This window comes from Niallia circulans NBRC 13626 (genome assembly GCF_001591585.1).
In the GTDB taxonomy this organism is placed as follows: Bacteria; Bacillota; Bacilli; order Bacillales; family Cytobacillaceae; genus Niallia; species Niallia circulans.
The window spans coordinates 37,387-64,233 of record NZ_BCVE01000013.1 but is presented as its reverse complement, the minus strand read 5'-3'; the positions used below and the strand labels follow the sequence as shown (position 1 = coordinate 64,233).

30 protein-coding genes are annotated in these 26,847 nt (G+C 34.8%); 10 read left to right on the top strand and 20 right to left on the bottom strand.

Features of this window, described 5'->3' with window-relative positions; all coding sequences use genetic code 11:
• Nucleotides 1-273 precede the first annotated feature (273 nt).
• The 3 genes from BCI01S_RS16020 to BCI01S_RS16010 all read right to left on the bottom strand — a co-directional run bounded on the left by BCI01S_RS16020 (nt 274) and on the right by BCI01S_RS16010 (nt 2,929).
• A complete protein-coding gene (locus BCI01S_RS16020) occupies nt 274-1,530 on the bottom strand; it encodes a YeeE/YedE family protein (RefSeq protein WP_047945032.1) in 1,257 nt (418 codons plus the stop codon).
• Nucleotides 1,531-1,853: 323 nt separating this feature from the next.
• Nucleotides 1,854-2,060, bottom strand: a complete 207-nt coding sequence (locus tag BCI01S_RS16015) for a hypothetical protein (protein WP_047945033.1) — start codon at nt 2,058-2,060, stop codon at nt 1,854-1,856.
• 41 nt (nt 2,061-2,101) lie between these two features.
• Nucleotides 2,102-2,929 carry a TrmB family transcriptional regulator gene (locus BCI01S_RS16010; RefSeq protein ID WP_047945034.1) on the bottom strand — a complete coding sequence of 276 codons (828 nt, stop codon included), beginning with the start codon at nt 2,927-2,929 and terminating at the stop codon, nt 2,102-2,104.
• A gap of 126 nt (nt 2,930-3,055) precedes the next feature.
• On the opposite strand from BCI01S_RS16010, the gene BCI01S_RS16005 reads away from it, so the two are divergent.
• Nucleotides 3,056-3,970 (top strand): DMT family transporter, encoded by a 915-nt coding sequence (locus tag BCI01S_RS16005; protein ID WP_047945035.1) that lies wholly within the window; start codon nt 3,056-3,058, stop codon nt 3,968-3,970.
• Between the two features lie 54 nt (nt 3,971-4,024).
• Here BCI01S_RS16005 and wrbA read toward each other — a convergent pair whose 3' ends face one another.
• From wrbA to BCI01S_RS25320, 9 genes are all read right to left on the bottom strand, one after another.
• Nucleotides 4,025-4,636: an NAD(P)H:quinone oxidoreductase gene (gene wrbA, locus BCI01S_RS16000; protein WP_047945041.1), complete on the bottom strand. Its 612-nt coding sequence runs from the start codon at nt 4,634-4,636 to the stop codon at nt 4,025-4,027.
• Nucleotides 4,637-4,816: 180 nt separating this feature from the next.
• Nucleotides 4,817-5,428, bottom strand: a complete 612-nt coding sequence (locus BCI01S_RS15995) for an alpha/beta hydrolase (RefSeq protein WP_047945036.1) — start codon at nt 5,426-5,428, stop codon at nt 4,817-4,819.
• Nucleotides 5,425-6,372, bottom strand: a complete 948-nt coding sequence (locus tag BCI01S_RS15990; RefSeq protein ID WP_061800027.1) for a ring-cleaving dioxygenase — start codon at nt 6,370-6,372, stop codon at nt 5,425-5,427. Before BCI01S_RS15990 ends, BCI01S_RS15995 begins: the two co-directional genes overlap by 4 nt.
• 23 nt (nt 6,373-6,395) lie before the next feature.
• Nucleotides 6,396-7,007, bottom strand: coding sequence for a flavin reductase family protein (locus tag BCI01S_RS15985; protein WP_047945038.1), 612 nt, complete (start codon nt 7,005-7,007; stop codon nt 6,396-6,398).
• Nucleotides 7,008-7,025: 18 nt separating this feature from the next.
• Entirely contained in the window at nt 7,026-7,964 is a 939-nt protein-coding gene (locus BCI01S_RS15980) for a ring-cleaving dioxygenase (RefSeq protein WP_047945039.1), read from the bottom strand.
• 146 nt (nt 7,965-8,110) lie between these two features.
• On the bottom strand, nt 8,111-8,566 hold the full coding sequence (locus BCI01S_RS15975; protein ID WP_047945040.1) for a MarR family winged helix-turn-helix transcriptional regulator: 456 nt from the start codon (nt 8,564-8,566) through the stop codon (nt 8,111-8,113).
• A gap of 700 nt (nt 8,567-9,266) precedes the next feature.
• Nucleotides 9,267-10,478 carry a SpoIIE family protein phosphatase gene (locus BCI01S_RS15970; RefSeq protein ID WP_061800022.1) on the bottom strand — a complete coding sequence of 404 codons (1,212 nt, stop codon included), beginning with the start codon at nt 10,476-10,478 and terminating at the stop codon, nt 9,267-9,269.
• Nucleotides 10,475-11,308, bottom strand: coding sequence for an alpha/beta fold hydrolase (locus BCI01S_RS15965; RefSeq protein WP_061800018.1), 834 nt, complete (start codon nt 11,306-11,308; stop codon nt 10,475-10,477). The genes BCI01S_RS15970 and BCI01S_RS15965 overlap by 4 nt, the downstream gene beginning before the upstream one ends.
• 604 nt (nt 11,309-11,912) lie before the next feature.
• Nucleotides 11,913-12,044 carry a YuzL family protein gene (locus BCI01S_RS25320; protein ID WP_095259472.1) on the bottom strand — a complete coding sequence of 44 codons (132 nt, stop codon included), beginning with the start codon at nt 12,042-12,044 and terminating at the stop codon, nt 11,913-11,915.
• 269 nt (nt 12,045-12,313) lie between these two features.
• Between BCI01S_RS25320 and BCI01S_RS15960 the strand changes: the two genes are divergently transcribed.
• Nucleotides 12,314-12,574, top strand: a complete 261-nt coding sequence (locus BCI01S_RS15960; protein WP_061800014.1) for a DUF4190 domain-containing protein — start codon at nt 12,314-12,316, stop codon at nt 12,572-12,574.
• 149 nt (nt 12,575-12,723) lie between these two features.
• On the opposite strand, the gene BCI01S_RS15955 is transcribed toward BCI01S_RS15960, so the two are convergent.
• Genes BCI01S_RS15955 through BCI01S_RS15935 form a run of 5 tightly spaced genes read right to left on the bottom strand, consistent with a single transcriptional unit; the run spans nt 12,724 to nt 17,271 of the window.
• On the bottom strand, nt 12,724-14,124 hold the full coding sequence (locus BCI01S_RS15955; protein WP_061800013.1) for a sensor histidine kinase: 1,401 nt from the start codon (nt 14,122-14,124) through the stop codon (nt 12,724-12,726).
• Nucleotides 14,121-14,846 (bottom strand): response regulator transcription factor, encoded by a 726-nt coding sequence (locus BCI01S_RS15950; RefSeq protein WP_061800009.1) that lies wholly within the window; start codon nt 14,844-14,846, stop codon nt 14,121-14,123. Before BCI01S_RS15950 ends, BCI01S_RS15955 begins: the two co-directional genes overlap by 4 nt.
• A 32-nt stretch (nt 14,847-14,878) precedes the next feature.
• Nucleotides 14,879-15,607: an ABC transporter permease gene (locus BCI01S_RS15945; RefSeq protein WP_061800004.1), complete on the bottom strand. Its 729-nt coding sequence runs from the start codon at nt 15,605-15,607 to the stop codon at nt 14,879-14,881.
• Between the two features lie 12 nt (nt 15,608-15,619).
• Entirely contained in the window at nt 15,620-16,366 is a 747-nt protein-coding gene (locus BCI01S_RS15940; protein WP_047943248.1) for an ABC transporter permease, read from the bottom strand.
• Nucleotides 16,363-17,271 carry an ABC transporter ATP-binding protein gene (locus tag BCI01S_RS15935; RefSeq protein ID WP_047943249.1) on the bottom strand — a complete coding sequence of 303 codons (909 nt, stop codon included), beginning with the start codon at nt 17,269-17,271 and terminating at the stop codon, nt 16,363-16,365. Before BCI01S_RS15935 ends, BCI01S_RS15940 begins: the two co-directional genes overlap by 4 nt.
• 200 nt (nt 17,272-17,471) lie before the next feature.
• Between BCI01S_RS15935 and BCI01S_RS15930 the strand changes: the two genes are divergently transcribed.
• The 4 genes from BCI01S_RS15930 (at nt 17,472) to BCI01S_RS15920 (ending at nt 19,633) form a co-directional block, all read left to right on the top strand.
• A complete protein-coding gene (locus BCI01S_RS15930; RefSeq protein ID WP_047943250.1) occupies nt 17,472-18,107 on the top strand; it encodes a pentapeptide repeat-containing protein in 636 nt (211 codons plus the stop codon).
• A gap of 455 nt (nt 18,108-18,562) precedes the next feature.
• Nucleotides 18,563-18,862 carry a helix-turn-helix domain-containing protein gene (locus BCI01S_RS26370; protein ID WP_082810081.1) on the top strand — a complete coding sequence of 100 codons (300 nt, stop codon included), beginning with the start codon at nt 18,563-18,565 and terminating at the stop codon, nt 18,860-18,862.
• Nucleotides 18,863-18,939: 77 nt separating this feature from the next.
• Nucleotides 18,940-19,356, top strand: coding sequence for a hypothetical protein (locus BCI01S_RS15925; RefSeq protein WP_061800002.1), 417 nt, complete (start codon nt 18,940-18,942; stop codon nt 19,354-19,356).
• A gap of 31 nt (nt 19,357-19,387) precedes the next feature.
• Nucleotides 19,388-19,633: a ferredoxin family protein gene (locus tag BCI01S_RS15920; RefSeq protein WP_047943252.1), complete on the top strand. Its 246-nt coding sequence runs from the start codon at nt 19,388-19,390 to the stop codon at nt 19,631-19,633.
• Nucleotides 19,634-19,821: 188 nt separating this feature from the next.
• Here BCI01S_RS15920 and BCI01S_RS15915 read toward each other — a convergent pair whose 3' ends face one another.
• The 3 genes from BCI01S_RS15915 to BCI01S_RS15905 form a co-directional block, all read right to left on the bottom strand.
• A complete protein-coding gene (locus BCI01S_RS15915) occupies nt 19,822-20,211 on the bottom strand; it encodes a hypothetical protein (protein WP_047943253.1) in 390 nt (129 codons plus the stop codon).
• A gap of 363 nt (nt 20,212-20,574) precedes the next feature.
• Nucleotides 20,575-22,029, bottom strand: coding sequence for a glycoside hydrolase family 1 protein (locus BCI01S_RS15910; RefSeq protein WP_047943254.1), 1,455 nt, complete (start codon nt 22,027-22,029; stop codon nt 20,575-20,577).
• An 80-nt stretch (nt 22,030-22,109) separates the two neighbouring features.
• The gene (locus tag BCI01S_RS15905) at nt 22,110-22,865 is read right to left on the bottom strand and encodes a MurR/RpiR family transcriptional regulator (protein WP_061799998.1); all 756 of its coding nucleotides are present in this window, start codon (nt 22,863-22,865) and stop codon (nt 22,110-22,112) included.
• A gap of 413 nt (nt 22,866-23,278) precedes the next feature.
• On the opposite strand from BCI01S_RS15905, the gene BCI01S_RS15900 reads away from it, so the two are divergent.
• The 4 genes from BCI01S_RS15900 (at nt 23,279) to BCI01S_RS15890 (ending at nt 26,829) form a co-directional block, all read left to right on the top strand.
• Nucleotides 23,279-24,574: a radical SAM/SPASM domain-containing protein gene (locus BCI01S_RS15900; protein ID WP_061799994.1), complete on the top strand. Its 1,296-nt coding sequence runs from the start codon at nt 23,279-23,281 to the stop codon at nt 24,572-24,574.
• 57 nt (nt 24,575-24,631) lie between these two features.
• On the top strand, nt 24,632-26,290 hold the full coding sequence (locus tag BCI01S_RS15895; RefSeq protein ID WP_061799992.1) for an ABC transporter ATP-binding protein: 1,659 nt from the start codon (nt 24,632-24,634) through the stop codon (nt 26,288-26,290).
• A gap of 202 nt (nt 26,291-26,492) precedes the next feature.
• Nucleotides 26,493-26,618: a MerR family DNA-binding transcriptional regulator gene (locus BCI01S_RS26015; protein WP_309325788.1), complete on the top strand. Its 126-nt coding sequence runs from the start codon at nt 26,493-26,495 to the stop codon at nt 26,616-26,618.
• Nucleotides 26,599-26,829 (top strand): MerR family transcriptional regulator, encoded by a 231-nt coding sequence (locus BCI01S_RS15890; protein ID WP_235844524.1) that lies wholly within the window; start codon nt 26,599-26,601, stop codon nt 26,827-26,829. Before BCI01S_RS26015 ends, BCI01S_RS15890 begins: the two co-directional genes overlap by 20 nt.
• The last annotated feature ends 18 nt before the right edge of the window (nt 26,830-26,847 follow it).

The following is a 26,847-nucleotide window of genomic DNA, read 5'->3' as shown; positions in this document are numbered from 1 at the left end:
CATTTTTTTAAGAAAACAGACGAAAAAAATACCCAAAAAGGCGAACATTCAATATATTAAATACTTTTCCTGCCAACTTTAGGACTTAAAAAAGATATCCTCTTATATACTAAAATATTCGCACCTTCCCGAAATAAGTGAGACTTGGACATAAAGGAGAAAGACTTGCTCAAATTTCGATAGATTATTATCTTCTATTTAGATGTTTTTTTGAAAAGTTAAGTTTTTTTACAAAAAAAACAGGCATCATCTAAATGATACCTGCTTTTTCTCTTAACAAAATGTATCTTTTGACTTTGGTACAGAAAGTCCAAATAATGGACGAAGATACAAGGCAACAAATGTCCCAGCTAATGCTAATATTCCCCACACATAACCGTGAACACTGAATGATGCAATCCCGCCAAAGTAAGCACCTACGTTACATCCAAATGCTAGACGTGAGCCATAGCCCATTAGTAAGCCGCCAATGATGGAAGCAAGCACATTTCCAAGCGTCACTTTTGAAAATTTAAAGAGACCGCCAGCTGCTGATGCCAAAAAGGCCCCAAGGATAACACCGAAGTTTAGAATCGTTGTAGAATCTGCAAAAATAGAAGCTTCTAAAGCTTGAGCATTTGCCCCTTGCCAGAATCCCCAGCTTGCTACATCCATACCAAAAAATTGTGCCACTTTTGAACCCCATAAAGCAAAGGCAGAGGTGATTCCCCATGGTGTACCGCGTGTCATTAAGGTTAAAGCATTAAGTACAGCTAACACGATCGCTGCTGCGAATAATGGCCATGAACCGCGGAAAATACGTTTCCAGCCAGTTGTTGTTGGAAGAGGAGCCATTTTTGGCGCTTTTCTTTTTCTTTCCACAACTAATGTAATCCATGCAATTACACCAAATAGAATAATGGATACAATCCAAGCTCCACCATAGCCAAGACCAGTTGATGTCGCTAATGAAATTGGTGCAAAAGATGGTAAGTCTTCTGTCCAAAACGACAGATGAGCTGCACCAATTGTGGATCCGATAATGAAGAATAGTAATGTTACAAATGCAACAGAACGTCCGCCGCCTACTGCATACAAGGTACCAGAAGCACATCCGCCCCCTAGCTGCATGCCAATCCCAAACATAAAGGCACCAACGACAAGACTAACACCAACCGGTGATACATAGCCAGTAGCTCCTGTTCCAAAAAAGGAAACGCCGTATGCTAAAATTGGAGCAAATAGCGTTACCGCCACTGCTAACATCAGCATATGAGCGCGTAACGCCTGCCCATTTCCTACTGAAGCAAGTCTGCGAAATGCGGATGTAAAACCAAAACGAGCATGAAATAATGTATATCCTAGTAAGAGACCTAAAACTAATAATATCGGCTGCATACTTTTTTGTGTCATTAATAAATAGACTAGTAGAATCGCTGCTACAATGAGTCCACCAATAATTAAAGGCATCTGTGGAGCCTTTAATCCTTTTGGTTGTTCTTTTTGACTCTTTATCTTTTGAGCCGATTGAACATTTACTGAAGTTGTCACTCCAAAACACCCTTTCCCTATTAATATAGTCGGAATTACTTTTATCATCTTAATGGTATATTCAATTTATGTCAATATAAAATTACCTTTTAAAAAGCTATATTAAACTTTGTTAATTAAAAAAATAACATTCCGACTGTAAATACACCCTAATTTTTAGAAATAGACGTTTATTTTTGTTTTACTACTCTCTTTGAATAAGATGTTCTTTTCCCCTATAGAGGGATTCACTCCGTAGGATTTGCGCTAAATCTCTGCCTGTTTTTCTCGCCATCCCACAGAGTCCTCTCGCTTTCACTTCTATAAAAAAAATACTTTGTCTTTTAAATATAATCAAATATCTTTTGATAGCCAAAGGGTAATATGGACACAATGCTTACACTTATTCCAATGGAAAAACTTGAAAAAATAACAAACTTTCGCAGTGATATTTCATCACTCTTAAAAGCGACAACTAATGCCTTTATTATATAAAAAACGGTAATAAATATAATGGCAGCTGAAAAAAAGCTTATTAAAAACACTTCCATTACTTTCCCTCATTTCCATATAATTGGCATATCAATTTGATTTATTTCACATAATGCTTTTTGAAGTCAGGATAGATGGAAAATTTTCTCCGCAAATCAATAAGGTTCTTCCCAAATGAGTTTTCTAATATATCACGATGTTTCTCCAATATTTCCATTAAGTATAAATCATGGATCATTACTTCTGTAATCGGCATTACAAGTCCAACATGCATGGTCCAAGCTGCACGGCTTTCTTTTCCCAAGGAAATAATCCCAGCTAATACCTCTTGATCATCTCCACTAAAGACTAGCCATCTACCACCGTATTCCTCCGTAATTTCTTGACTCATATCATGGCGATATATATTAGCAAAATCTGATACTATTTCTCCATATGCAATAATCGTGATTGTTACGCCTCGATTTGCAGCCTGCTCTAATTCCATTTCTAGTTCCTTGAAATCCTCTGCCCATATTTCCATCAGTATCCTTTGTTCAGCAGAAGCAATACATTCTTTTACTTTAACCAATATCTCCTTACTTCCAGTGATGTTCCAGATGTTTTCGCGATCACTTGTTGTATTCTCAAATTTTTCCAATAACATTTCCGCCTGTTCAAAATTCTCTTCTGCTTTTAAGCGGCGATTTCGTATCAATTCTTTCGCTGGTACGGGAATGTATTGTGGTGTATTGCCATAGCTGACAAAAATGTCGCCACGATTGACAAGACTTTCCAGTACTTCGTAAATTTTGGAACGCGGCACTCCTGAATTTTTGGCAACGGCGTAGCCCGTTAAGGGAGATTCCGCTAATAAAGCTAGATAAGCCTTTCCCTCATATTCCGTAAAATTTAAATTTCTTAATGTCTCCAAAGTATTGTCTTTCATAGTCCCTCCGAATAGTTGCTACTTTAGTAACTATTATTTTACCAAAAGCTATTGCTTTATCACAAATCATTCTGCTACTATTTTAAGTAGTTACTTTTGTAGCTACTATTTTGAAAAGTGGTGTTGATGATGGAAAAAGGTATTCATATTTATTATTTAGCATGTATTAGTGCTGTGATATTGTGGAGTGGTTCTTTTATTACAACCAAATTAGCTTACGAAACCTTTGCGCCGATTCAGCTTGGAGCTGGAAGAACACTTATAGCAGCCCTTATTATCTGGATCATTCGCAAAATAACAAATTCAACAGAAAAAATCAGAAACAAGGATCGTAAACGACTTTTTTTAAGTGGTTTATTGGGAATTACCCTTTATTTCACCTTAGAGAATATAGGCGTTCAAATGACTTCTGCTTCTAATGCCGCCTTAATTGTTGCGTCCTTTCCTGCCATTACTGCACTGCTTGAATTTTTCCTTTATCGCTCCAAGCCTTCCTTACAAAAGATTTTAGGAATCTTTCTGGCTATTACAGGTGTTGCTATTTTGACACAAATTAAAGTAGATGGAAGCAATCAATCCTTTTGGGGGAATCTTATTCTTCTAGGGGCTGGAATAGTTTGGGCATGCTACAACTTTGTTACAAAAGATATAACGAGGAAATATTCAGCAATGACCATAACATCCTATCAAATGACTGTAGGAACTTTATGCTTTATACCGTTTTTACTTTGGGAAGATGAAGCGTGGAAAATGCCAAATGTGATCAGCATAACCTCTTTGCTCTTTTTAAGCATTGGCTGCTCCGTTGCTGCCTTTATTTTATATAATTATGGATTAAAAAAACTGTCTGCAAGTGCTTCCGTTTCCTTAATGAATCTTGTTCCTGTACTTGGGATAGTCTTCTCCGTTTTTCTTCTAAAGGAAATCGTTACATTGACCCAGGTTATTGGCGGAGCAATTGTCATTATCGGTGTTATTTTAAGCTCCATTCAAAAAGAGGAATTACCTCAACCGCTGCCATCGGAAGCTTCTGTGGAATAACAGCATGCAAAAAAACCAGAAGCTATCTACTTCTGGTTTTCCTATGTTTACAAATTATTGATTTCCTTTTTTAACCCACTCTGCAACGGTAACAGTACGTTTCGCTTGGTGTTTAACTGCACCTTGAACGTCTTCGATCATTTTTCCATCTTGTCCTACTGTTACACTTGTTCCATAAGGGTTTCCACCTGCACCGAAAAGAACTGGATCTGTATATCCTGGTGCAGCAATAATAGCGCCCCAATGCATCATAGAAGTGTATAAGGATAATAATGTTGCTTCTTGTCCACCATGTGGATTTTGCGCAGAAGTCATGGCACTAACTACTTTGTTTACTGTTTTTCCGTTTGCCCATAGACCGCCTTGTAAATCAATGAATTGCTTCATTTGAGAAGGCATTGTACCAAAACGTGTTGGAACACTAAAAATAATCGCATCTGCCCATTCAATATCTTCCGATGATGCAACTGGTACATCTTTTGTTGCATCCACTGTTGCTTTCCAAGCTTCATTGCTGTCAATAACAGATTGTGGCGCTAATTCTTGTACTTTTACCACTTTCACTTCTGCGCCAGCTTCTTTTGCTCCTTCTGCTGCCCATTGTGCTAGTTGATAGTTTGTTCCACCCATACTATAAAAAATTACTGCTACTTTAACATTTGACATATTTTCCATCTCCTTTGATTTTCCAAATAATTTGTTTAAAAATCCCATAAGTACACCTGCTTTATTTTTTTATTGATCTCTTATAAGAATCACCTCCACTGAAATAGTCTTTTCAATGTTAGCTGTTCTTCTTATTCCCCAATTGTAGAAATTTATGATTGATTTTTCTCTTTTTAATGATTAGTTATTCATTAAGGCCGAATACCATTTAGAAGCTGCTTTTACTTCCTCTGCTGTTAGCTGATGGCCTCTGTTTTCCCAATGCATTTCGACATTCGCATTCGCATTAGCAAGCATTGATTGTAGTTCATTTGATTCTTCTTTTGAACAAATTGGATCATTCGTTCCTGCGGTAATAAATACTCCTTTTCCTGTTAAGTCAGGGAGCGTGATTCCTCTTCTTGGAACCATTGGATGATGTAGAATAGCTGCTTTTAATGCATCCTGATAGTGAAATAATAAGCTTGCAGCAATATTGGCACCATTAGAGTAGCCAATTGCCACGATATTGTCTCTATCAAATTCATATTTTTGGGCTGCTTCATCTAGAAATTCATTTAATTCCTTTGTACGAAAAATTAAATCTTCTTCATCAAATACACCTTCTGCTAAACGCTTAAAGAAACGCGGCATGCCGTTCTCTAAAATATTCCCACGGACACTTAGCACTGAAGCTTCATCATCAATCATCCCCGCTAGTGGCAATAAATCTAACTCTGTTCCGCCTGTTCCGTGTAACATCAATAACGTGGGTTTTTTCGGATCTTTTCCCTTATTGAAAATATGTTTCATCCCTTCTCCTCCTCTAAGATTCTAACCTCTACTTTAGGCAAAGCAGCTGTTAACTCATCACGCTTTTCTTCTAACCACTCAGGAAGCATAAGCTTCTCTCCCAGCTGTTCTGTTGGCTCATCCACCGCAAATCCAGGTCCATCAGTAGCTATTTCAAATAGAATGCCGCCTTCTTCATGAAAATATAAGGCTTTAAAATAGTTTCGATCTTTCACTTCCGTTGGATAATACCCTTTTTCTTGAAGCAGCGTTCTCCATTGCTGAAGCTCTGTCTCATCTTTTGCCCGCCAAGCAATATGGTGGACAGTTCCTGCTCCCATGAGACCACGAACAGACGGGGTCAATTTGATATCTATCACATTTCCTATCTGTGCATCTGCAAAGAAACGGAGATACCCTGCATCTTCTCCTACACATTTAAGACCCAATATATGTTCTAATACCTCTGCTGTTTTGTTCGGTTGTGCTGAAAGTAATGTTGCTCCGCCAAAACCTTTAATAGCAGCAGCGGGATGGATCGAACCTAGCTGCCAATTACTTGTTGGTCCTTCGTTTCGTTCCACTAATTCGATTTGCAGACCATCTGGATCGACAAATTGCAAATATTTTTCGTTAAATCTCGCAGCACTTTCCACTTCTACACCATAGGAAAGAAGACGATTTTTCCAAAATGCACTGCTACCTTGTGGAATAACATAACTCGTTACACCAACTTGCCCTTGGCCAATTCTACCTTTCAGCTGTTTTTCCCATGGAAAGAAGGTAATAATTGTTCCCGGTTCCCCTGTTTCATTCCCAAAATAGAGATGATATACTTCTGGGCGATCAAAATTAATTGTCTTTTTTACCAATCGTAGACCAAGGACACCTACATAAAAATCAATATTTCTTTGTGCATCATTTACCATTGCTGAAATATGATGAATTCCTGCTGTTTTTTGCATCTTATCCTCTCCATTTCATGGAACTATTGTGGTCTTACTTTTGTAAACATGTCCCCAATTTTTGCATAGTCATTTCCCGCTAATCTGCTGACAGCTGCTAACCCTCTTGGATCAATTCTGCCATTTTCATACAGGGTAGAATCAATGTGATAATGAACCACTCTTCCAATTAGAAAATCACATCCAGGAAGTGCCTCGGTACCTCCCAATTCTAATGAATGTTCCAATACACATTCCATACGAATCTTAGCTTCCTTTATCCCCGGTACAGAGATGGCGCTGCTATCTATCGGTGTTAATCCTGCTAATTCAATCTCACTTTCACTTGGCGCAAGACTTGCTGCCGTTTGATTGATTTTATCAACATTTTGTTCATCTACAATATGAATGACAAATTCCCTTTTGTTTAAAATGTTCCTTGCCGTATCCTTTGGTTTCCCATTGGAACGCTGAATGGATAACGATATCATTGGCGGATTAGATGATACAATATTAAAGTAGCTGAAAGGAGCCCCATTTAAGACACCCTCTTCCGACAAGCTAGTAACAAAGGCAATAGGTCTAGGAATTATGCTTCCAATTAGAAATTTATAATTCTCTCTTTCTGAAATGGTTTTCGGATCAATGGAATGCATCAAATCATCCTTTACAAATTAGTCGAGATTTCTAACATCAATTGGTATTAATCTGCTATTAAGCTGTTCTCTATATTGTTCATATTGACTTGGCAGCATTAATGTCTCTCCTAGTGTTTCTTTAGATTCATCAATGGCAAATCCTGGAGGATCTGTCGCAATTTCAAAGAGGATTTCACCATGCTCTCTAAAATAGATGGCATTAAAATAATTTCGATCCTTAACAGCTGTTACATGGTATCCATTTTGCGAGACATGTTTTTGCCAGTCTAATTGGTCAAGATCATCCACTGCTCTAAAAGCAATATGATGAACAGTCCCAACACCCATCTCTCCACTTCTGCCTGTAGTTAATTTTAAATCGATGACATTTCCAATATCGCTAAAGGAACGGAAACGTACATATTCTCCTTCTTCGCCAACTTTTTTAAACCCCATCACTTTTTCTAAAAGTTCTGCTGTTTGTGCAGGTTGTTTCGATAAAAGCGTTGCACCGCCAAATCCTTTAATAGCATTTTTAGGTGTCACCTCACCAAACTGCCAGCTATTATTTTTCCCTTCTGCTCTTTCTACTATTTCTAGCAGTAAGCCATGAGGATCAGAAAAAGCTAAGTATTCCTCTCCAAAACGCTCTGTTTTTGTGAAAGAAATATTAAATTTTGCTAACCTTTTTTCCCAAAATGAAAGAGCTCCTTTAGGCACCACATAAGACGTTACGCCGACTTGCCCGTCTCCAATAACTCCTTGACGCGCTCCCGCCCATGGAAAGAAAGTAATAATCGTTCCTGGATTGCCGCCTTCATCTCCAAAATATAAATGATATGTCCCTGGATCATCAAAATTGACAGTCTGTTTCACTAAACGCAATCCTAATACACCTGCATAAAAGTCAACATTCTCTTGCGGGTGGCCTACGATTGCCGTAATATGGTGAATTCCACTTGTGCTCTTCGTCATTCCCGTTCACTCCTATTCCAATTTTCTAGCAAGCTTTATTTAATTACTATTTGTTATAAGCAGAAAAATCATTTATAGAAATTCTCTATTTTGCTCATTACTACGAATTAAAATATTATTAATTCGAGATATAACCTCAAAAAAAATCACATCTCTTGTGCATGAAGCCCTAATTTTTTGAGCTGTTCAATCAGTATTTCTTTTTCTTTATTGTCTAACCCGCCACATATCTCGTTCATAGCTGCTCTATGCTTTGGAAAGACTTTGTCCATAAGCTCGGTTCCCTCTTCTGTTATTACCACATAGGTTATGCGGCGGTCTTTTGGACAAGGTTTTCTTCTGATTAATTTTTTATTCTCTAATTTATCTACAACATAGGTAATGCTGCTGCTTGCAATCAAAACTTTTTCACCAATCTTTTGAATTGGCTGATCCCCTTTGCTATAAATCAATTCCAGCACAGAAAATTCTGTAGGGTTTAACCCGAGACATTTTATATCTTCTTCTACTCGTTTCTTTATCGATTGCAATGCTCTCGACAACACAACGAATACCTTTAGTGATAAATCTTCTTCATATTTACTTACTTCCTTATTATCCATGATAATCTTCCTTTCAATTATCTTGAATTCGAGATAATTATATAATACTTTATTTGTACATGTCAACTACTTTTCATAAAGTGATATACCAAGCGTGTATTAAAGTGGTGTAATCTACATTTGCTTATATAGTCTTACGAATTTCCATTATGCCCATTTCAAAATAGCTTTATAAAGAGCTTGTTGAACTAAGTAAATCTATTGCTTGTCTCTGTACTTTGATTGCATGTTTCCCATAAAAGATCAAAAGGAAAAAATACACAAAAAAGAACCTTAACACTATGTTATAGTTCAGACTGTCGACAAACTCCTAATTCAGTAATTAGGAGTTTGTCTTAGTTTATAAATATAGATTCTTTTAAATAAGAGTTGATTTCCGTTTCAGGGGTTCGCTTTCCTTGGGGCTCGCGCCGAGCCGCTTCGGCCTAAGGCCTGCAGGGTCTCAGACTGTCTCGCAGATCCCACAGGAGTCTCACCCATTCCACTCCAATCAATGCATAATAATTCCATTTGCATTTCCTAAATTCCTTTTGTCAACAAGCTGCACTTTGTTATAGTTCTTTTCTGTTTACTAATTGCATGTTTTATTGGTGGAGCTTATAACAGAAAAATGATATAAAGCATCCTTTTTCCAGATAAAGATGCTTTATTGGATTAGAGTCGAAATAGTTAAATGCTTTTCTCTTACTCTATTACATATCTATTTTAAACCAACTAAAATAAAACACTGATCATCATTATTAAATTTCTCCTCTCCTTCATTTTGAAGAGATTGCAAGACTTTTTCTTTTAACCCTATCAATGGTTCAGATGAATGCTCCATTAACAAGGAACCTAGCCGATGGAAGCCAAGAGGTTCTGAGACGCCATCGGTGTATAAAAGAATTCTGCTGCCTATATCATAATGAAATGTTTCTATTTCATACTGTATCCCCTCAAATGTCCCTAGTGGAGGCGCAGTTGCTCGAAGTTCTGACTGACTCCCTGCAGAATTCTGAAAGATAGCTGGTGGATGTCCACAATTCGTATACTCTATCGTTTTTTTATCGGTATCAATTACAAGATAAATAGCCGTACAATAATGCCAGGATTCCTGATTGTGATGAAATAAAGTATGTAAATGATCATCTAATTCTTTTATCACTTCGTTAGTAGCAGTTCCTTTTGGAATCAACCTTTGGAATAAAGATTGCAAAGACATAGTTATTAGTGCTGATGAAATACCGTGTCCCATTACATCTAATAGAATAATTCCATATCGATGATTATTTATTTTATAACAGCCATAAATATCCCCTGATAATTCCTTCGATGCAGAATAATAGGATTCCATTTCGATGTGATCGGCAGATATTATTTCAGGCAGTGATCTTTCTTGTATTTTCTTTGCTAGATTCAATTCTCTATGTGTATCTTTTTTAAATTGTTCATTCTGCTTATTCACTTCTAAAAGTTTCTTCTGATTTTCTTCCAAATTATGAAGGGCTTTCTCCAATTTTACATTAACAATGCTTATTTCCTTTAATGCATCCTCCATAATTTTTTTGGACATAATTAACTGGTTTTCGTATTCATTTCTTCTCTGTATAGGGATAATTACACAAGTTATAATTTGACTATTCTTATCTTGGCTGAGTGATGCGTTAATCAGAACGGGTATTTCTTCTCCATTCCTATTAGTAAAAGAGAGATACATTTCTTCTACTTGATGCTGAACAGTTACCAATGGAAAGAAATAAAGTTGCATAAATACCTGTGAAGGCTTAGCAAGAATGACATTGATGTGATGTCCAATTAATTGATCTAAACGATAACCAAGTAATTGAACTAATGTATCATTAATAGATAATAGAATGCCCTCTTTCGAAAGCGTAATAAAACCACAAGGAGCTTTGTTTAATTGCTCATTCATAAGGCGGGATCAACAACTTTACTAGGAACTTCTCCCAAATATTCTCGAATTAATTGAATCGTCTCTTCGGGATGACTCATATGCGGGCAGTGTCCAGTTGCTTTCATGTATGTCAGCCTACTTTTCGGAACATGTTGACTCAAATACTCACCTACTATAGTTGGAGCAATTATATCTTCAGAGCATTGCATAATCAGAGAGGGCACGGTAACTTTTGGCAATTCCTCCCGGCTATCCGCAAAGAAACAAGCCTCTGCAAATTTACGAGCAATTACGGGATCAGTAGAACAAAAGCGATTTTCCAACTCCTTTGCAACATCTGGCCGACTAGGATTATTGGTAACGGTTGAAGCAAAAATAGTTGCCCAGCCAATATAATTTTTATCCATCATATCAATTAAGCCTATTAGATCTTCTTTTTCAAAACCTCCAAAATAATCAGGAAGATCATTAAGATAACAAGGAGAAGGACCGACCATAATAAGATGGGAAAAATATTCCGGATGTTGCAGGGATGCTAATAAACCAATCATTCCTGAAACGGAATGACCAACAAATATTGCATTTTTAAGATTTAAGGCTGAACAAACATCTAACAAATCTTGAACATAACCGGAAAGCTCGCTGTATTTATCCGAATCAAATGCCTTTATATCTGATTTTCCCATCCCAACATAATCAAATAAAATAATTTGCTTATCGCTTTCAAACGACTCTGATACATATTTCCACACTGTTTGATCACATCCAAAACCTGGTGCGAAAATCATCGCTTGATCTCCATTTCCTAGAACATTGACATTATTTCGGTTCAGGATACTAGGGTTCATAACAACGCTCCTTTCTTATCCTATCAATTAATTATAAAAAATTTTCAAGCCCTACTCTTTCTAATAAACCATTCATTCAACATTTTTATCCAAACATTACCAACCGATTCCCCATACAGTAAAACGGATAAACAATTAATGGACTCCAAAAAGTCACTTTGGTATTATAAATAACGTCCTTTAAATTAATTATATTCTTTATTTTATCACTGATTCAAAATAAAGAAAGTATACCCACTTAGTTCTAAAAGTTGGTAAAAGAACGAGAAGGAAAAACCGCCTTTTGTTCAAAGCCGATACCCATCTCTAGAATTAGTCATCTAACATAACACTATTGGGGAAGTCACAAACAATTATATATTGAGCTTGAGGGAGCATTTCTGAAGATTCTTTTTGAATGAAGGAAAACAACGAAAGATAACCGCTAGTATGATAGCTGGAACACTTATAAAATAAGGAAGAGAAAAAAAGTTTCTGCTGGAGCTAGAGTATTCCCCTTCATGCTGAGGAGAGCGGGAGAGCTTAAGTTCAAGAAAATAATATTATAATTAAAAGAAAAACAGGTGAATCTTACTCGCCTGTTTTTCTTCTTATATTCTCACGGTTAAGAACGTTTTTGTTTCTTTCTAGAAGAATCTGCCTTTGTTTTTCCTGTTTCCTTTGAAGTTGTTCCTTGACCTTCTGGCTGGCTAGAACCTAAACCAATTGTGGATGGATCTGCTTTTCTGTTTGTCATTCTATTCACCTCCACAGATTAGTTTTCCATGAATAAATGAAGTTATGTGAATCGTTGTAAAGAATGAAAAATAATCATTGTAACTTTAAATGCTGTTCTTCGTATTACTTTATATAAGGATAAAGCAAACAACCGCAGTATAGAAAGAAAACTTCTATCAGTGATAACCACTGATGGATCGACCTTCAAGGATACATCCCATCCCTAACTGACAGATTTTCCGGAGTTTGAGCTGGGCCAAGTAATAAGAGAAAGGAGGAACGACTGTCATGAACAATCAGACAAACACTAATTCAATTATATCGTTAACATTTGGTATTTTATCGGTATTAATTCCCTTCATTGGTCTTATCTTAGGAATTATCAGCATTATTTTTTCAAGAAAAGCAGTAAATGAAATCAATAAAACGGACGAAAATGGGAGAGGCTTTGCGACAGCAGGCTTAATATGGGGCATAGCGGGAATAATTCTCCAACTGTTAGTACTGTTAGGGATTATTGCGTTTTTTTCACTGGCCACTTTTGGATAAACTATATGTTTTTGTGAGGCTCCCCCTTTATGGAGAGCCTTTTTTGCATATACGAATCATATCTATGTTGCGTCGGACAGTACCTATGACATTTTACTAACAACTTTTTAAAAGCGTTTCTGCCATTTCCATTATTTAAAAATATATTTCTAGAAGATAAGATTAATTCTAGTTCCTTCCCCTAACTTGCTTTCTACAAATATCTTTCCGCCATGGGCTTCGACAATCTGCTTAGCAATAGCTAATCCTAAGCCACTTCCTTTATGTGCTTCTCCTGTATTTGTTCCACGATAGTAGCGAGAAAATAAATCCTCTAGTTCTCCTTCTTCAATGCCATTGCCGTTATCCTCTATCCATACTTTAATCGTTTCTTTTTCTTGACCAATAAACACTTGAATATAGGTATCGGGCGGATTATGAACGATGGCATTATAAATTAAATTCATTAACGCACGTTGTATCAAGGTTTTATCACAGCTAAATAAAACTTGCTCGGTTTCCGTTGAAAAATCAAGATTCGTTTCCTCGTATAAAGGATGATTCAAAATTTGAATAATGGACTCCCTTACGATCTCCACCAAATTTGCTTCTGACTTTTTCAAGAGAAAGACATTGCCTTTTAATTTATAGGTTAGGTTCAAATCATCGATTAAATCCTCAATATAGGCTGATTTATTTAAGAGAATATCCACATATCGATTCTTTTCTTTAGCATCTAACTCGTAGTCTTGCAGCAGTTCCGAATAACCTTTAATGGAGGAAAGTGGTGTTTTTATATCATGAGTAATATTCGTAATCCATTCTTCTCTCATCTTTTCTAATTTTCTGCGCTCTGCTTCATTAGATTGAAGTGTATCCGATAATTCATTTAAATTCTCAAATACTGTTTTATAAACACCCTTCACCTGATCTCTTCTCCAAAAGTCCCCTCTCGCAAGCTTTTGAATCCCCTCAATAAGCTGAACAATCGGCTTTGCCAGCCGTCTACTAAAAAAGTAGCCAAATATTAAAGCAATTAACGTTACAACAATTACAATGGAAACAATCACGAGCAAAACATCTCGCAGTAGTGTTTCTGTCCGATAATTGATATAAGCCTTTCCAATAACTTTCTCTGGATACCCTATAATATAGCTCAAATGACGATTTCCTTTTTCTAGCATCCCAACATATATAGTGGAGTTTTCCAGTGCTCCCGTAAATTTATGATAGCGGATTATTTCAGCAGGCGTATAATGGGTAGGCACTTTTTCCGGTTTAAACTTACTGTATATCTCCGTTCCGTTTTCATCTAAAACTTGAATCCAAATTTGTCCCTCTTCGAGATCATCCAGCTTGTTCTTTGCAATAGAAACTTGATCATTTTCATATCGAATATTGTCTACAAAATCCAGTGTATAATAAGTCGGGTTCTGATAGGGGAATATACGTTCCTTTCCCAAATAGCTACTATAGAAGAAAAATACATTAAACAAAAGAAAAACAAAAATGGAAAGCAATAAACTTAATATCATAAAAAAGAGAAACTGCGTTGTAATCTTCCACTTCATCCTTCATTTCCTCTAACTTGCAGCTTATAGCCTAGTCCTTTAACTGTTTTTATCCATTTTGGATTACTCGGATCCTCTTCAATTTTTTCGCGAAGGCGGCGAATATGGACCATAATAGTATTATCTAAACCAATGAAATCTTCTCCCCACACAGCTTCACAGATTTTATTTTTACTAAAAATCTGATTCGGATGTTTGGCCAAATAAACTAATAATTGCAGCTCTTTTGCTTTTAGTGGTATGGAGTTCTCCCCTTTTTTCACTTCTCCAGTATTCGGCGAAATGATGATATCCCCAAACGTAATCTGTTCATCTATATTTTGACTTTGAATCATATATTGACTTCTTCGGAGTTGAGCCTTAATCCGAAACACTAATTCTTTTGTGCTGAAAGGCTTTGTTACATAATCATCGCCACCTATTCCAAGTCCGAGCAGCTTATCAATTTCCTCTGATTTTGCCGATAAAAAAATAATTGGCGCAAAGGTTATCTTACGCATCTTTTGACATACCTCATAGCCTTCCATATCAGGAAGCATAATATCGAGGATAATAATGTCTGGATTAAACGTTTCACTCAGCCTAATTCCCTTTTCACCGGTCGCTGCTTTTTCGATTCGCTTAAAGCCTTCCTTTCGCAATACGGTTTCTAGTAAATTTAAAATATCGACTTCATCATCAACTAATAGTATTTTCTTTTCTGTTAATCCTGTTAATGACATATTATATCCCTTTCTTTTCCACTTCTATATTGCTATAGTACATCTTTTGCCCGAAATCGTAAAAGGCCAATAATAATTGCAAAAAGAAAGATACTTATCGATATAACAAGCATGCTTGTATTTTTTCCACCTACTTCAAATACATCAGTCATCGAAGCAACAATAGGATAATCCCACGGATAAAAAATCCAATACTTCTCTGAATTAGCAACAAACATAGAAGGAAAAGCAAGCCCTGCTCCAATCGCTATAGGTACAGCAAAATGAGTGAAACGATAGCTTAAATAAAAAACAATCCCGATTATCGCGAATGATGAAAGCAATAATAAAGCAAATCTTTTTGCTAACCATAACAATGGAACTGCTTCTAATCCCAGAAAATTAGCTGCTAAAATAATTCCCACAAACAGTAAAACTAAGCTATAGAAAATAATTCCGCCCCCAATAACAAGCTTTGCTAAATATACTTTCACTCTGTCTACTGGTAATGTCAGATAGTACTTCCAACTATTATTACTATGCTCCATTCTTGACATCATCACGAGAACAAGGGTGATAATAAGCGGGAAAATAATCCAGCTGTAAACAGTAGCAGTTCCTTGAAATAAAAAGTCTTTAAAAACATTCCCCTCCCCTTCTGCATGGCCAGATTTGGCAGAATCCCAGCCTTGATAAAGAGCAAGAAAAGTAAAAATCGTAGTTGCTAATAAAATTTTTGACCGCTTTAATTTATATAATTCTACTTTTAATAATGTAAACATTGTTTTCCCCTCCTACAGAACATCTTTTCTTTTAAATTGCCATATTCCAAAACATAAAAATAACAACGTAAAAACGAGAGAATAAGGCAAAAACTCTGCTAATTCCTTATTGACCAGTCCATCTGTAACGTAAGGATACGTATAGGGAAAGAACTTTCCTGCTTCTGGATATTGAAACTTGACAATACCGGATACAATGACTCCAGCAAATCCAATCGCAATAGGAATGATCGTATTCTTAAAATAAGAGCTTAACCAATTATGCAAACTAGCAACAGCTAATATCATCACGATTTGTTTCCCCGCATAAACAAGATAATTGCTCCATTCCACCGCTTCAGGAAAATCCATCATATATCCTACTAAAATAAGGCCGAGCACATTTAGGATTATAAGAGCTATACAGCACAAAAGGCCTGCTAAAAACTTAGAAAAATATACAGTTTCTCGTTTGATAGGTAAGCTAAGAATTTGCTTCCAATTATTTTGGCTTTCTTCCACTTGAAAGATTAAGGAGTAAATGATGCCGATAAACATCGGTAAAAACATGCCCCACCCAAGAACACTATGATTTTCTAACAAAAGAATATCCCATGAATTATAACCAGGACTTGCTGTATCGCGTAAATAGTCATAGCGCTCATTAATATCTAAGAACATCGCCAATGTCGTTCCAGTAGGAATAACTAGTAAAAATAACCACAACCAGCCTTTTTTCTGCTTGTAGCTCTCTAACAAAATCAAGGTTGCAAGTTTCATAACACTGACTCCTTCCCTGTAATAGATAGAAATATTTCCTCTAAGGAGTTCTTTTTCATCATTAATTGATGTACATCATACCCATTCATAATCAGCTCTCGATTTACTTTCGCTGCCTGGTAGTTTGGTTCAAGGTATAAATAGTTCGTATCAGCTTCGAAAGATATCCCAGCATTTTTTAAATAAGCTTCTACCTCTGCCCTCGGCTCCGCCTCTAGTTGAATGACCTCCTTTTGTTTCTCTCGTAAATCATTCATTGAACCTTGAAATAGTAATCTTCCTTTGTTAATAATCCCAACATGGGTTGCCATTAGTTCTATTTCGCTTAAAATATGGCTGGATATCAAAATCGTAATGCCATAATCCTTTGGCAAACTTTTAATTAGTTCCCGAATTTCGATAATGCCAGAGGGGTCCAATCCATTTGTCGGTTCATCAAGAATCAGTAATTCTGGTTTTCCTAACAGAGCTTGAGCTATTCCTAACCGTTGTTTCATGCCCAAAGAAAACTTTTTTACTGCTTTGTTACGAACTTCTGTTAATTTTACAATTTCTAAAACACGCTCTATTTCCTTTTTTTCTGCACCTAAAATTTTTCGCGTTACTTCTAAATTTTCATAAGCAGTTAAATGACCATAATAGGAAGGTGTTTCTACCATGGAGCCAATGCGGCTTAGAATAGCGATGCGGTCATCCTTAATCGACTTATTAAATACCTTCACCTCTCCTTTTGTTTCTTTAATAAGTCCGAGCAGCATTCGAATCGTCGTCGACTTTCCAGCACCATTTGGTCCGAGAAATCCATAAATCCCTCCCTTTGGAACTAATAGGTTTACCTGATCAACGGCTAAAAACTTTCCAAATTTCTTCGTTAAATTGCTTGTTTCAATAATATAATCTGACATAACTTTCTCCTCCATTTCTTTTCTTCCAATTTATTCTAGCCGCTCCATCTTAACTGTTCGTTTTCCATACCTTAACTGAACCTTAAAAAACTATAATTTTTCACCTGCACATAAATAGAACAAAAAATACAGTCTTTAAATTAAAGTTATTTTTTCATATAGTTATCACACGGGAATGCAACAGAAAAGGAGTAGTATAGATGAAAATAGAAGAACCAAAGATACCTGCGAACCTACCATCAAGAAATTTTCACGATATATTGTACGAGGAAGAATTAGAGTTAGAAGGATGCGAAGTGCATCACTCCATGTTTGAAGAAGAAGCATTAAATAAAGTACGGTTATCGAAAATGGTGCTGAAGAATTGTAAGTTTATGCATACTGATTTTTCCGGCATGGAATTAACAGACGTTATTTTTGAAAACTGTGATTTCTCTAATGCGAAGCTCAATAGTTCTTCCATTCACAAATGCCAATTTACTAACTGCAAATTATTGGGGGTAGATTTTACAGACTCACGTTTAAGAAATGTGCAGTTTACTGATTCCTTATTGAGGCTAGCCGCTTTTGGAAGCTCCAAACTAGAGAAAGTTAGATTCCAAGACTCACCTGTTGAATCTGCTGATTTTTATGACTGTCTCTTTAAAAAGATTGAATTTAAGAAATGTACGATGGATGGAGCAAATTTTGAAAGAACTTCCCTTAACGGTGTTGATATTAGTACATCTACCTTCCAATCATTGCTTGTATCTCCAACAGATTTAAAAGGGTGTAAAGTTTCTACCTATCAAGCCATCCAATTTTCCGCTTTATTGGGCTTGGAAATTGTTGATTGATTGCATAAAAAAGCTCTGGCTAGCTGAAATATGACGATTTGCTAGAGCTTTTTCTGTTTATCCCCAAACCTTCACATAATTCTTTCCTTTTTCACCATACTGATAGTCCTAATACACCTTTCTCTGATTTTCTTTCCTTTAAAAATCGAGATTGATTACTACTTCGCTCATCTTGATTTTCAAAGTCAGCATCCACCATTCGCACTCATTTAAGGGTTTGTTTGATTGCATTTCTCCCATCATTTTCTCCAAATTCTCTGGAAGTTCGATGGGATCTTCTACTAGCTTTTCTTCTTCTCTTTCAAAAGGTTCTAAGGGCTTTATTCCAGAAAGCAATGTGATTTATTTAAAGGACAGCCAATTTGTCTATTTATCGCCAAAAAAGTTTTCTTTATGATATATGTGGTAATTTAGTAGAGGACACTAAATTAACGCCTGTTGCATACTCAACATAGATGAAAGTTTTTCATAGAATATTGCTTTATGTAGACAGCCACTACAGTCAAGATTGCGCATTGAAAGTCGCAGCAAAGCATCTGCAATATGATTATGATTATCTTTCCAAACTGTTTATTCATATAACAAATATAACCTTTACCGAATACTTGACCCAGTATCAAATATCACAGGCGTGTTATCAGTTAAAAAATAGGCAGCTGCCGATTGGCAAAATTGCCATAACTGTGGGTTACAATAATTTGCGATCCTTTCATCGCCATTTTAAAAAGATTACTCGCATTTCGCCTAGAAAATAGCGAGAACTCTCGTAAGATGTATAGAAAGCCGATATTATGTCCATTTTATAGATACAATGCTTAAAGGTGGGATTTCCATGGAAAACGCCTCCAAGAGATTGCAAATATTGATAGGCGACACGTTACAAATACTTGATCATATGAAAGTAGATGCTGACAAAGATCCTTTGCTTCAGCAAGTAAAGAATGATTTACAAGAACAGAAGAACAAAATGGATAACTTTCCAAAATTAGACGAAGAAATCATCAACACAGCCATTTCGATGACACAAAGTCTTGATAGATTAAACAATATGGTTCAACAATTGGAAGCTAGCTTAATGGAGGACTATCAAGCATCAACAGGGGGCATTGATGAATATCAGCATATGTCTATTGATGAGCAAAGAGAACAGCCTGAAAGCTATCATGATAAAATTGATTACTTGAGTGCTGTAAAAATCCGCGAAAATATAAATCGAATGAATGAAGTACTACTCAGCATAAGATCTTAATAATATTTAAGTAAAGGGGAGGGGAGATTCCATGCCTTTCGTTATAACTTCACCATGTATGCATGAACAAGCAGGAGATTGTGTAGATGTTTGTCCTGTTGATTGTATCGCAAAGGGAGAAGATCAATTTTATATTGATCCTGATATTTGTATTGACTGTGGTGCATGTGAAGCAGTATGTCCAGTTTCCGCCATTTATCACGAAGAAGAGGTACCACCAGAAGAACAGCCTTATATCCAGAAGGCTATCGATTTTTACAAATCATATGAAGGATAACGAAAAACAAATCAACTTTATTTTTGTTGATTTGTTTTTTATTTTTTTCTTCGTGTTAGGAAAAGTATTGATTGATGCCTTATGCTATCCTTTCCAAAGTATTAAAAACCTTGCCAGAAATCTTCTGACAAGGTTCTTCATTACATCTTAATTTGAGGTCAAGCACCTATCTAACGAGATTAAAGAGATTAAGCTCCCTCTTTCTCCACGTTAGCATCTATATCTTCTTTTAATTTATTTACTTTATCTTCAATTTCAGCTGGAATATACTTCGTTTTATTCAAATATGTTTTACTTAATGTATAATCAGGAACTGCCTTAAAGGCATTTGCTAAAAAGTAAAAATTCACTTGGGCATCACTGCCAAGACCGATTGTTTCATCAATGATTGTTTGATATTCGCCTTTTTCCAATAAAGCAATAAATTTCTTATCTTCATCTGTTAATTCTTTTGCTTTTGTTTCTTGTTTTGCATTCGTTTGTTCTTTTACTGGTTGCTCTTTTTTCTCTTCCGCTGAATTCCCGCATCCTGCAAGCAAGAATAGGAACGCGGCCATAAATAGAGAAAGATATTTCATTTGAACCTCTCCTTATACCCATATAATATAATTACTATTCCATAAACCATAAGTATTATGTAGCCTATATAAACACTTGGGCAAAAACAATGTTGCCCACAGTTCTTAGACTGTTGTGTATTATTAGAAAAATTAGAATATTATTCAACATTTATCCATAATAGCTTCTAAAATCTCCTAATGAAGATGCTTGACTGGAACATTTTAACACATGATTTTCATTATATCAATATATTAAGATTTGTTTATTAATTCTAAAAAATCTATCATTTTTGATAATCATATCGCTCTTCCTTTTCTAAAATAGTCTAAAAAAACAGTGCTGAATCCCAAAAGGGACAGCACTGTTTATCTAGGCATAAATTATAACTCTTCGCCATTTGTCGCAATAACATTTTTGTACCAATCGAATGATTTTTTCTTTGTTCTCTTTAATGTTCCATTGCCATAATCGTCTTGGTCTACATAGATAAAGCCATATCGTTTAGACATTTCAGAGGTGCTGGCAGAAATAAGATCAATACAGCCCCAGCTTGTGTAGCCAATGAGATCTACCCCCTCTTTAATTGCTTCTTTCATCTGCTCGATATGTGCCCGCATATATTCAATACGGTAATCATCATTAATAGAACCATCTTCTTCTACTTTATCATGCGCACCTAATCCATTTTCAACGATAAATAAAGGTACTTGATAACGATCATACATTTTCTTTAGCGTAATACGCAATCCTTTCGGGTCGATTTGCCAGCCCCAATCAGATGATTCTAAGTATGGATTTTTCACTCCAGAGAAGAAGTTACCTTTTTCTTTTTTCTTATCTGGTGCTCCACTTGCCACCATAGACATATAATAGCTAAAAGATAGGAAATCAACAGTATGTTGTAAAAGCAGCTCTTCATCCCCTGGAAGCATTTCAATCTGAATATTATTTTCCTCAAAGTAGTTCAGCATAAAGCTTGGATAGTATCCGCGCACTTGAACATCTGTGAAAAATAAATTCTTCTGATCCTCTTCTAATGCTGCTAATACATCATCTGGATTACATGTTTCCGGATATACTTCCATACGTGCCAGCATACAGCCAATCTGTGCTTCAGGAATAATCTCATGACATGCCTTCACTGCTCTAGAGCTTGCCACAAATTGATGATGTAAAGCTTGATAAATAGCTTGTTCTTTATTCTCTACCTCATCAATTAAAATACCACTACCAATGTAAGGGGATAGCGTTGAGATATTAATTTCATTAAACGTTAACCAGTACTTCACCTTGTCCTTATAGCGATTAAAGACAGTTTCAGCATAATGAACAAAGAAATCTACTAATTGTCTATCTACCCAGCCATTATATTTTTGAACAAGGTTTAGTGGGATTTCATAATGGGACAGCGTCACTAATGGCTCAATTCCATATTTAGCCAACTCATCAAATACTCGATCATAAAAAGCTAAGCCCTCTTCATTTGGCACCAAGTCATCCCCGTTCGGGAAAATACGCGGCCAAGAAATAGACAGACGGAATGTTTTGAAGCCCATCTCTGCAAAAAGAGCAATATCTTCTTTATAGCGATGATAAAAATCAATCCCGCGACGTTTCGGAAAATTGTCCCCGCCTTTGCCAGCTAATAGTGCTTCTAATTCTGCTTTGCTTTTCACATCCATCTCGATATCATCGCCACGTTCTTCCTTTGGAACGAATGTGACCATATCAAAGATCGATAATCCTTTTCCGCCTTCATTATACGCACCTTCTAATTGATTGGCAGCTGTAGCTCCCCCCCATAAAAAACCTTCAGGAAATCCGTTTTTCTTCATTATATATTTCCTCCCTTTTCTAATCTCTACCTATAATGATACGCTTACAAAAAAGAAAAAACTGGTCTCTTTCAGACCAGTTAAAAAGAAGGATATCGTTTTTGATAGTGATAGATAAGAATATCAAACAAACGTAATAAGGTATAACTACTCACAGCACTATTATCAATTTTTCCACATTGTATTATCTCTTCAAATATTTGTTGGTGCTTCTCAGGATCTGAAAAAGTAATTAGTAATTTCTTCCCATTTGCCGCCTTAATTTTTTCTTTGATTGCTAACGCTTCTGTCAGGATGTTTCCTTCAATGGAAATCGTAATAATCATATCTTCTTCTGTCAAATGAGATACTGTTTCCAATTGTTTAAAAAAATTCGTATTGCATTCACATAGCTTTCCAAGCAGAAATAATTGCTTTTGAAGCTCCATCGCTTGAATCTGATGTTTTTCAAATCCTAGTATGACAATTCTTTTAGACTCATGAATCTTTTTTATGATACGGTCTAGTTGTTCCTTAGAAATCCCTTCCATCATCTCGATATTTTCCTTTAGTTTTAATTCAAATGTTTCTGTAGTTAAGCTCTTTTCCCTTTCCTCATACATTCCCCCTTGATAAGCTACACTGCTGCGGAGATTCGAAAAGTTGCGGAAACCAATGCGCTTACAGAAACGATTAATCGTAGATGGGGCTACATTACATACTTCTGCAGCCATTTCTAAAGAATAGCCTTCTATATGATGAATATTTTCCAGGAAACTATTGGCGATGGAATAGTTAATATCCTTTTCTAAAGAATTATTTATATATGCTAAAAGTGTATAAATTAATTGTTCCAAAATTTCCACCTCATGATGAGAGTATCATATTTTTTTAAGAATGGTTAGGGATTTGAAAGAATGATGAGTAAATGTTAGATTCCCACCTTTCAATAAAAGTTCAAAATAATTTATTTTATGTATATTTTATGAATGTTCTTTTTCTATTATTTACTTTTTTTTCTAATTATTCTATATTTGCATTAATATACTAGAAGGGAGGAAATTTTAAATGAAGAAAAAAAACTTTGAGATACCTACTCGTTCTAAAAACTGTAATGGAATTAATTGCGGTTAAATTTATTGACCTTTTTGAAGATTCCCTCACAATTTTTTAGAAATCGTGAGGGAGTTTTACTAATTTATCAGATATATAGATAATTCGCCCCTAATCTAAATTATTATTTCAACTGTAATTTAAGGAGGAAATATTAATGTTTATCTCCAAATATAACATTTATATTAATGAAGATAATCGCATACTTTTTGATTTATTAACTTTTGATATATATGATTTAAATGAAGAATTTTATAATGGTTTCATTAAACTCTATAAAGGTGAAGCTTTGAAACTTTTGCCAGATATTGAAAAATATATTCAGCATAGGAATCCTGTTAATAGTATATTTGATAAATTTACTCCTCGCATTGATAATATTAAGCTTAATGTTTCGCATGGCTGTAATTTGAGATGTTCATATTGTTATGCTGGGCAAGGGAATTATGGTGATAATAGATTATTTATGAAGGAAATAATTGCTGATCGAGTAACAGAATTGATAGATAACTATATTACCAATATTAAATCAATTACCTTTTTTGGAGGAGAACCTACTCTTAATCCTAAGATGATTAAATATTTCTGTGAGAAATATCCTCATCTAACTTTTATGATGCAGACTAATGGCACAAATTTATTAAATCCAACTATTATGAATTTAATCTTAAAGTATAATTTTAAAGTTACTGTCAGTATAGATGGACCAAAAGAAATTCATGATAAGTATAGAAGAGATATTAAAAATAATCCAACGTATGAAAAAATACTAGATAATGTAAAAAAAATCCAAATGACAAATCCTGATAAAATTCTTTCCATTCAAGCAACTTATTCTCCTTCTACTAATCAGCTTTATTCAAAAAAAGAAATTGCTAAACAAATCTATCGTGACTTTGGTATACCAAATATAGCAGTTAATGATGTATGGGAAGTAGGAACGTCTAAATATGTTTATAATATAGTTAGAGAAGAAATTGAAGAAGACTTTGAAGAGTTTCTAAATGAACAATCTTATTTTATGAGAACTAACACTTCTGATATATTATCTTATTTCTTTTCGAAAGAAATAGATTGGTTTCACTTTTGTGAAGCTGGTTTAGAGTTACTATCTATCGATCCAAATGGAAACATTTGGCCATGCCATTTATTTGTTAATACTTCTGAAAAAATCACCAATATAGTTAACGAAGATATAAATTATGTCTGGAAAAGAATTATGAGTTATCCTGAAATATTTCATTCCAAAATGAAAGAACGAAAAGAGTGTGAGTTATGTATTGCTCGCTTCAGATGTGTCATATGTAAAAGAACTAATGAAAATCCATATCAAGAGATTAGTTGTAAGAGTAAAAGGGAAGAAACAAAAATTGTTTTCGATTTAATCGCAAAACACCATGATAGAATAGAGGATATCGTTTCTAAATTAGATAGAATTCATAATATTATTTAATTTTCCTTTAACACCAAAATTCTTTTGTAAAGAATCAACTTAAAAGAAGGTGACTACTTGTCTAAAAATATAAATAAAAAATGGTTAATTATTTTTATCTTTTTACTACCATTTGCAGCATTTGAAAATACCTTTAAAGCATTTGTTTTTAAAGAAGTTTTCGATTATTTTGAAGCCGCAAATAAACTTCCTCTTGTAAATTTAATTATCTTTACTATTGGTGGTTATTTCTTGATTATGATTAGTCAAACATTATATAACTTTACTGTACATCAGATAATTTTTATGAAGATTTCAGCCTTAAAACAAAAAATTTTTAAAGTTTTTATTTATTCAGATAATTTACTTCAAGAGAAGAATACTGCATCTTATGTTTCATTCTTATTAAATGATTTAAAATTAATTCAAACCAACTATTATGACTCCTTATTAAAAATTATTCTAAACCTAATAATTTTTTTCATATCTATTAGTGCTATTTTCTTTCTTAATAGTACAATGGCTATTCTATTAATAGTAGTGTTTATTATTCCTAGTCTTATCCCACAATTATTTAAAAAAAGGATTGTTAATCAAACAGAAGACTGGACAAATAAAAATGAAATTTATACTGGAAAGGTAAAGGATGCTTTTACAGGTATAGACACTATTCGAGGATATGGTATGGAAAAGCGAATGATTGATGATCATATTACATATAATTCTACTGTTGAAAGAAGTTTTGCGACATTAAATAATTGGCGTGTACTTTCAGATAATATTGTAGGTTTTTTTGGGCTTTGTGGCTTTTTCTTTGTTAATCTATATGGAATAATCCTTGCCACTCGAGGGGTTATTACTATTGGAACAGTTCTAGCAATTATTCAGCTTTCTAATACTATTATTGCTCCAGCGCTTGATTCATTGGAAGAGTATAATAAGATATTAACTACCAAAAAAATTCGTGATAGAATTCAAAACTTTATAAAAAGCACACCCGATATACCTGCTAATCATCAAGCAATCTCTTTTAAAGATGCATTAACATGTGAGAATCTCACATACAAAATAGGAGATAAAATGATTCTTTCAGATTTAAACCTTGAAATAAAAAAAGGAAAAAAAATTCTTATTACCGGTCCTTCAGGTTCAGGAAAAAGTACCTTATTGAAAATACTTCAAAAGAGAATTCAAAATTATCAAGGTACTATAAAACTTGATGGCGTAAACTTTCTAGATGTTGATGCAATTTCTTTTTATAAAACAATATCCATGATTAATCAAAAGCCGTTCTTATTTGATGATACGCTTCGAAATAATATAATACTCGGAGAAAATTACAGTGAAACAGATATTATAAATGCCTGTTCTCGGGCTGGACTAACTGAAGTAATTTTTGATAAAGGGCTAGATTATAAAGTTGGAGAAGACGGAAAGAATTTGTCTGGGGGACAGAGACAGCGTATCGAAATAGCACGAGCCTTTCTAAGAAATCGTGAAATTCTCCTTATGGATGAAGCAACATCCTCTTTAGATAGGGAAACTGCTAAGGAAATTGAACAAATAGTCTTACTAGATAAAGAACTAACTGTTGTTTCTGTTTCTCATCATTTTGAAAAAGAAAATTTATCTGTTTATGACGAAATTATTGTTTTGATAGATGGGAATATAGTAGAATTCGGCTCATTCGAACAACTTATGCACAGACCACATTCCTATGTGCATTTCTTAGCATGATTAGGAAGAAAATCAGAAATAAATATTTATTTAATTAAGGAAAAGAGAAAGGGCAATAATAATTTGCTCTTTTTTTATTGATTTGAGGGCCCTTTCATCAGCCTGCTTGACTTAAACCATAGTTTAAACCGTATACTAATATTGTCGACAATGATTGGAGATCTCCGAATGAAATAGCAGTGAAACATCAGCTAAATTTAATATTCCTGAATCAACGATTAGGTATTATGAAAAACAAGGATTACTTCCATCGATAGAACCCAATGAAGCTGGAAGGCAATTATTTTTAGAAAACAAGATGGCACTATTTGAAACCGTTATTTGTTAAAAAAAATACGCATATGTCGATAAAAAGAATTAAACAATATATTGATTGGATTATCGAAGGAGACAGCACCATCCAGCAAAGCCTTGCCATGATAGAAAATCACAAACATGATGTAATCACTGAAATATCGTTAATGAAGGAGTCCCTAAAAGGAATGGAAGAGAAAATTTCTCGGTACTTGAAAAGATCGAGGAAAGAAAATAGGAAGTAATTAAATAGAATATAAAAT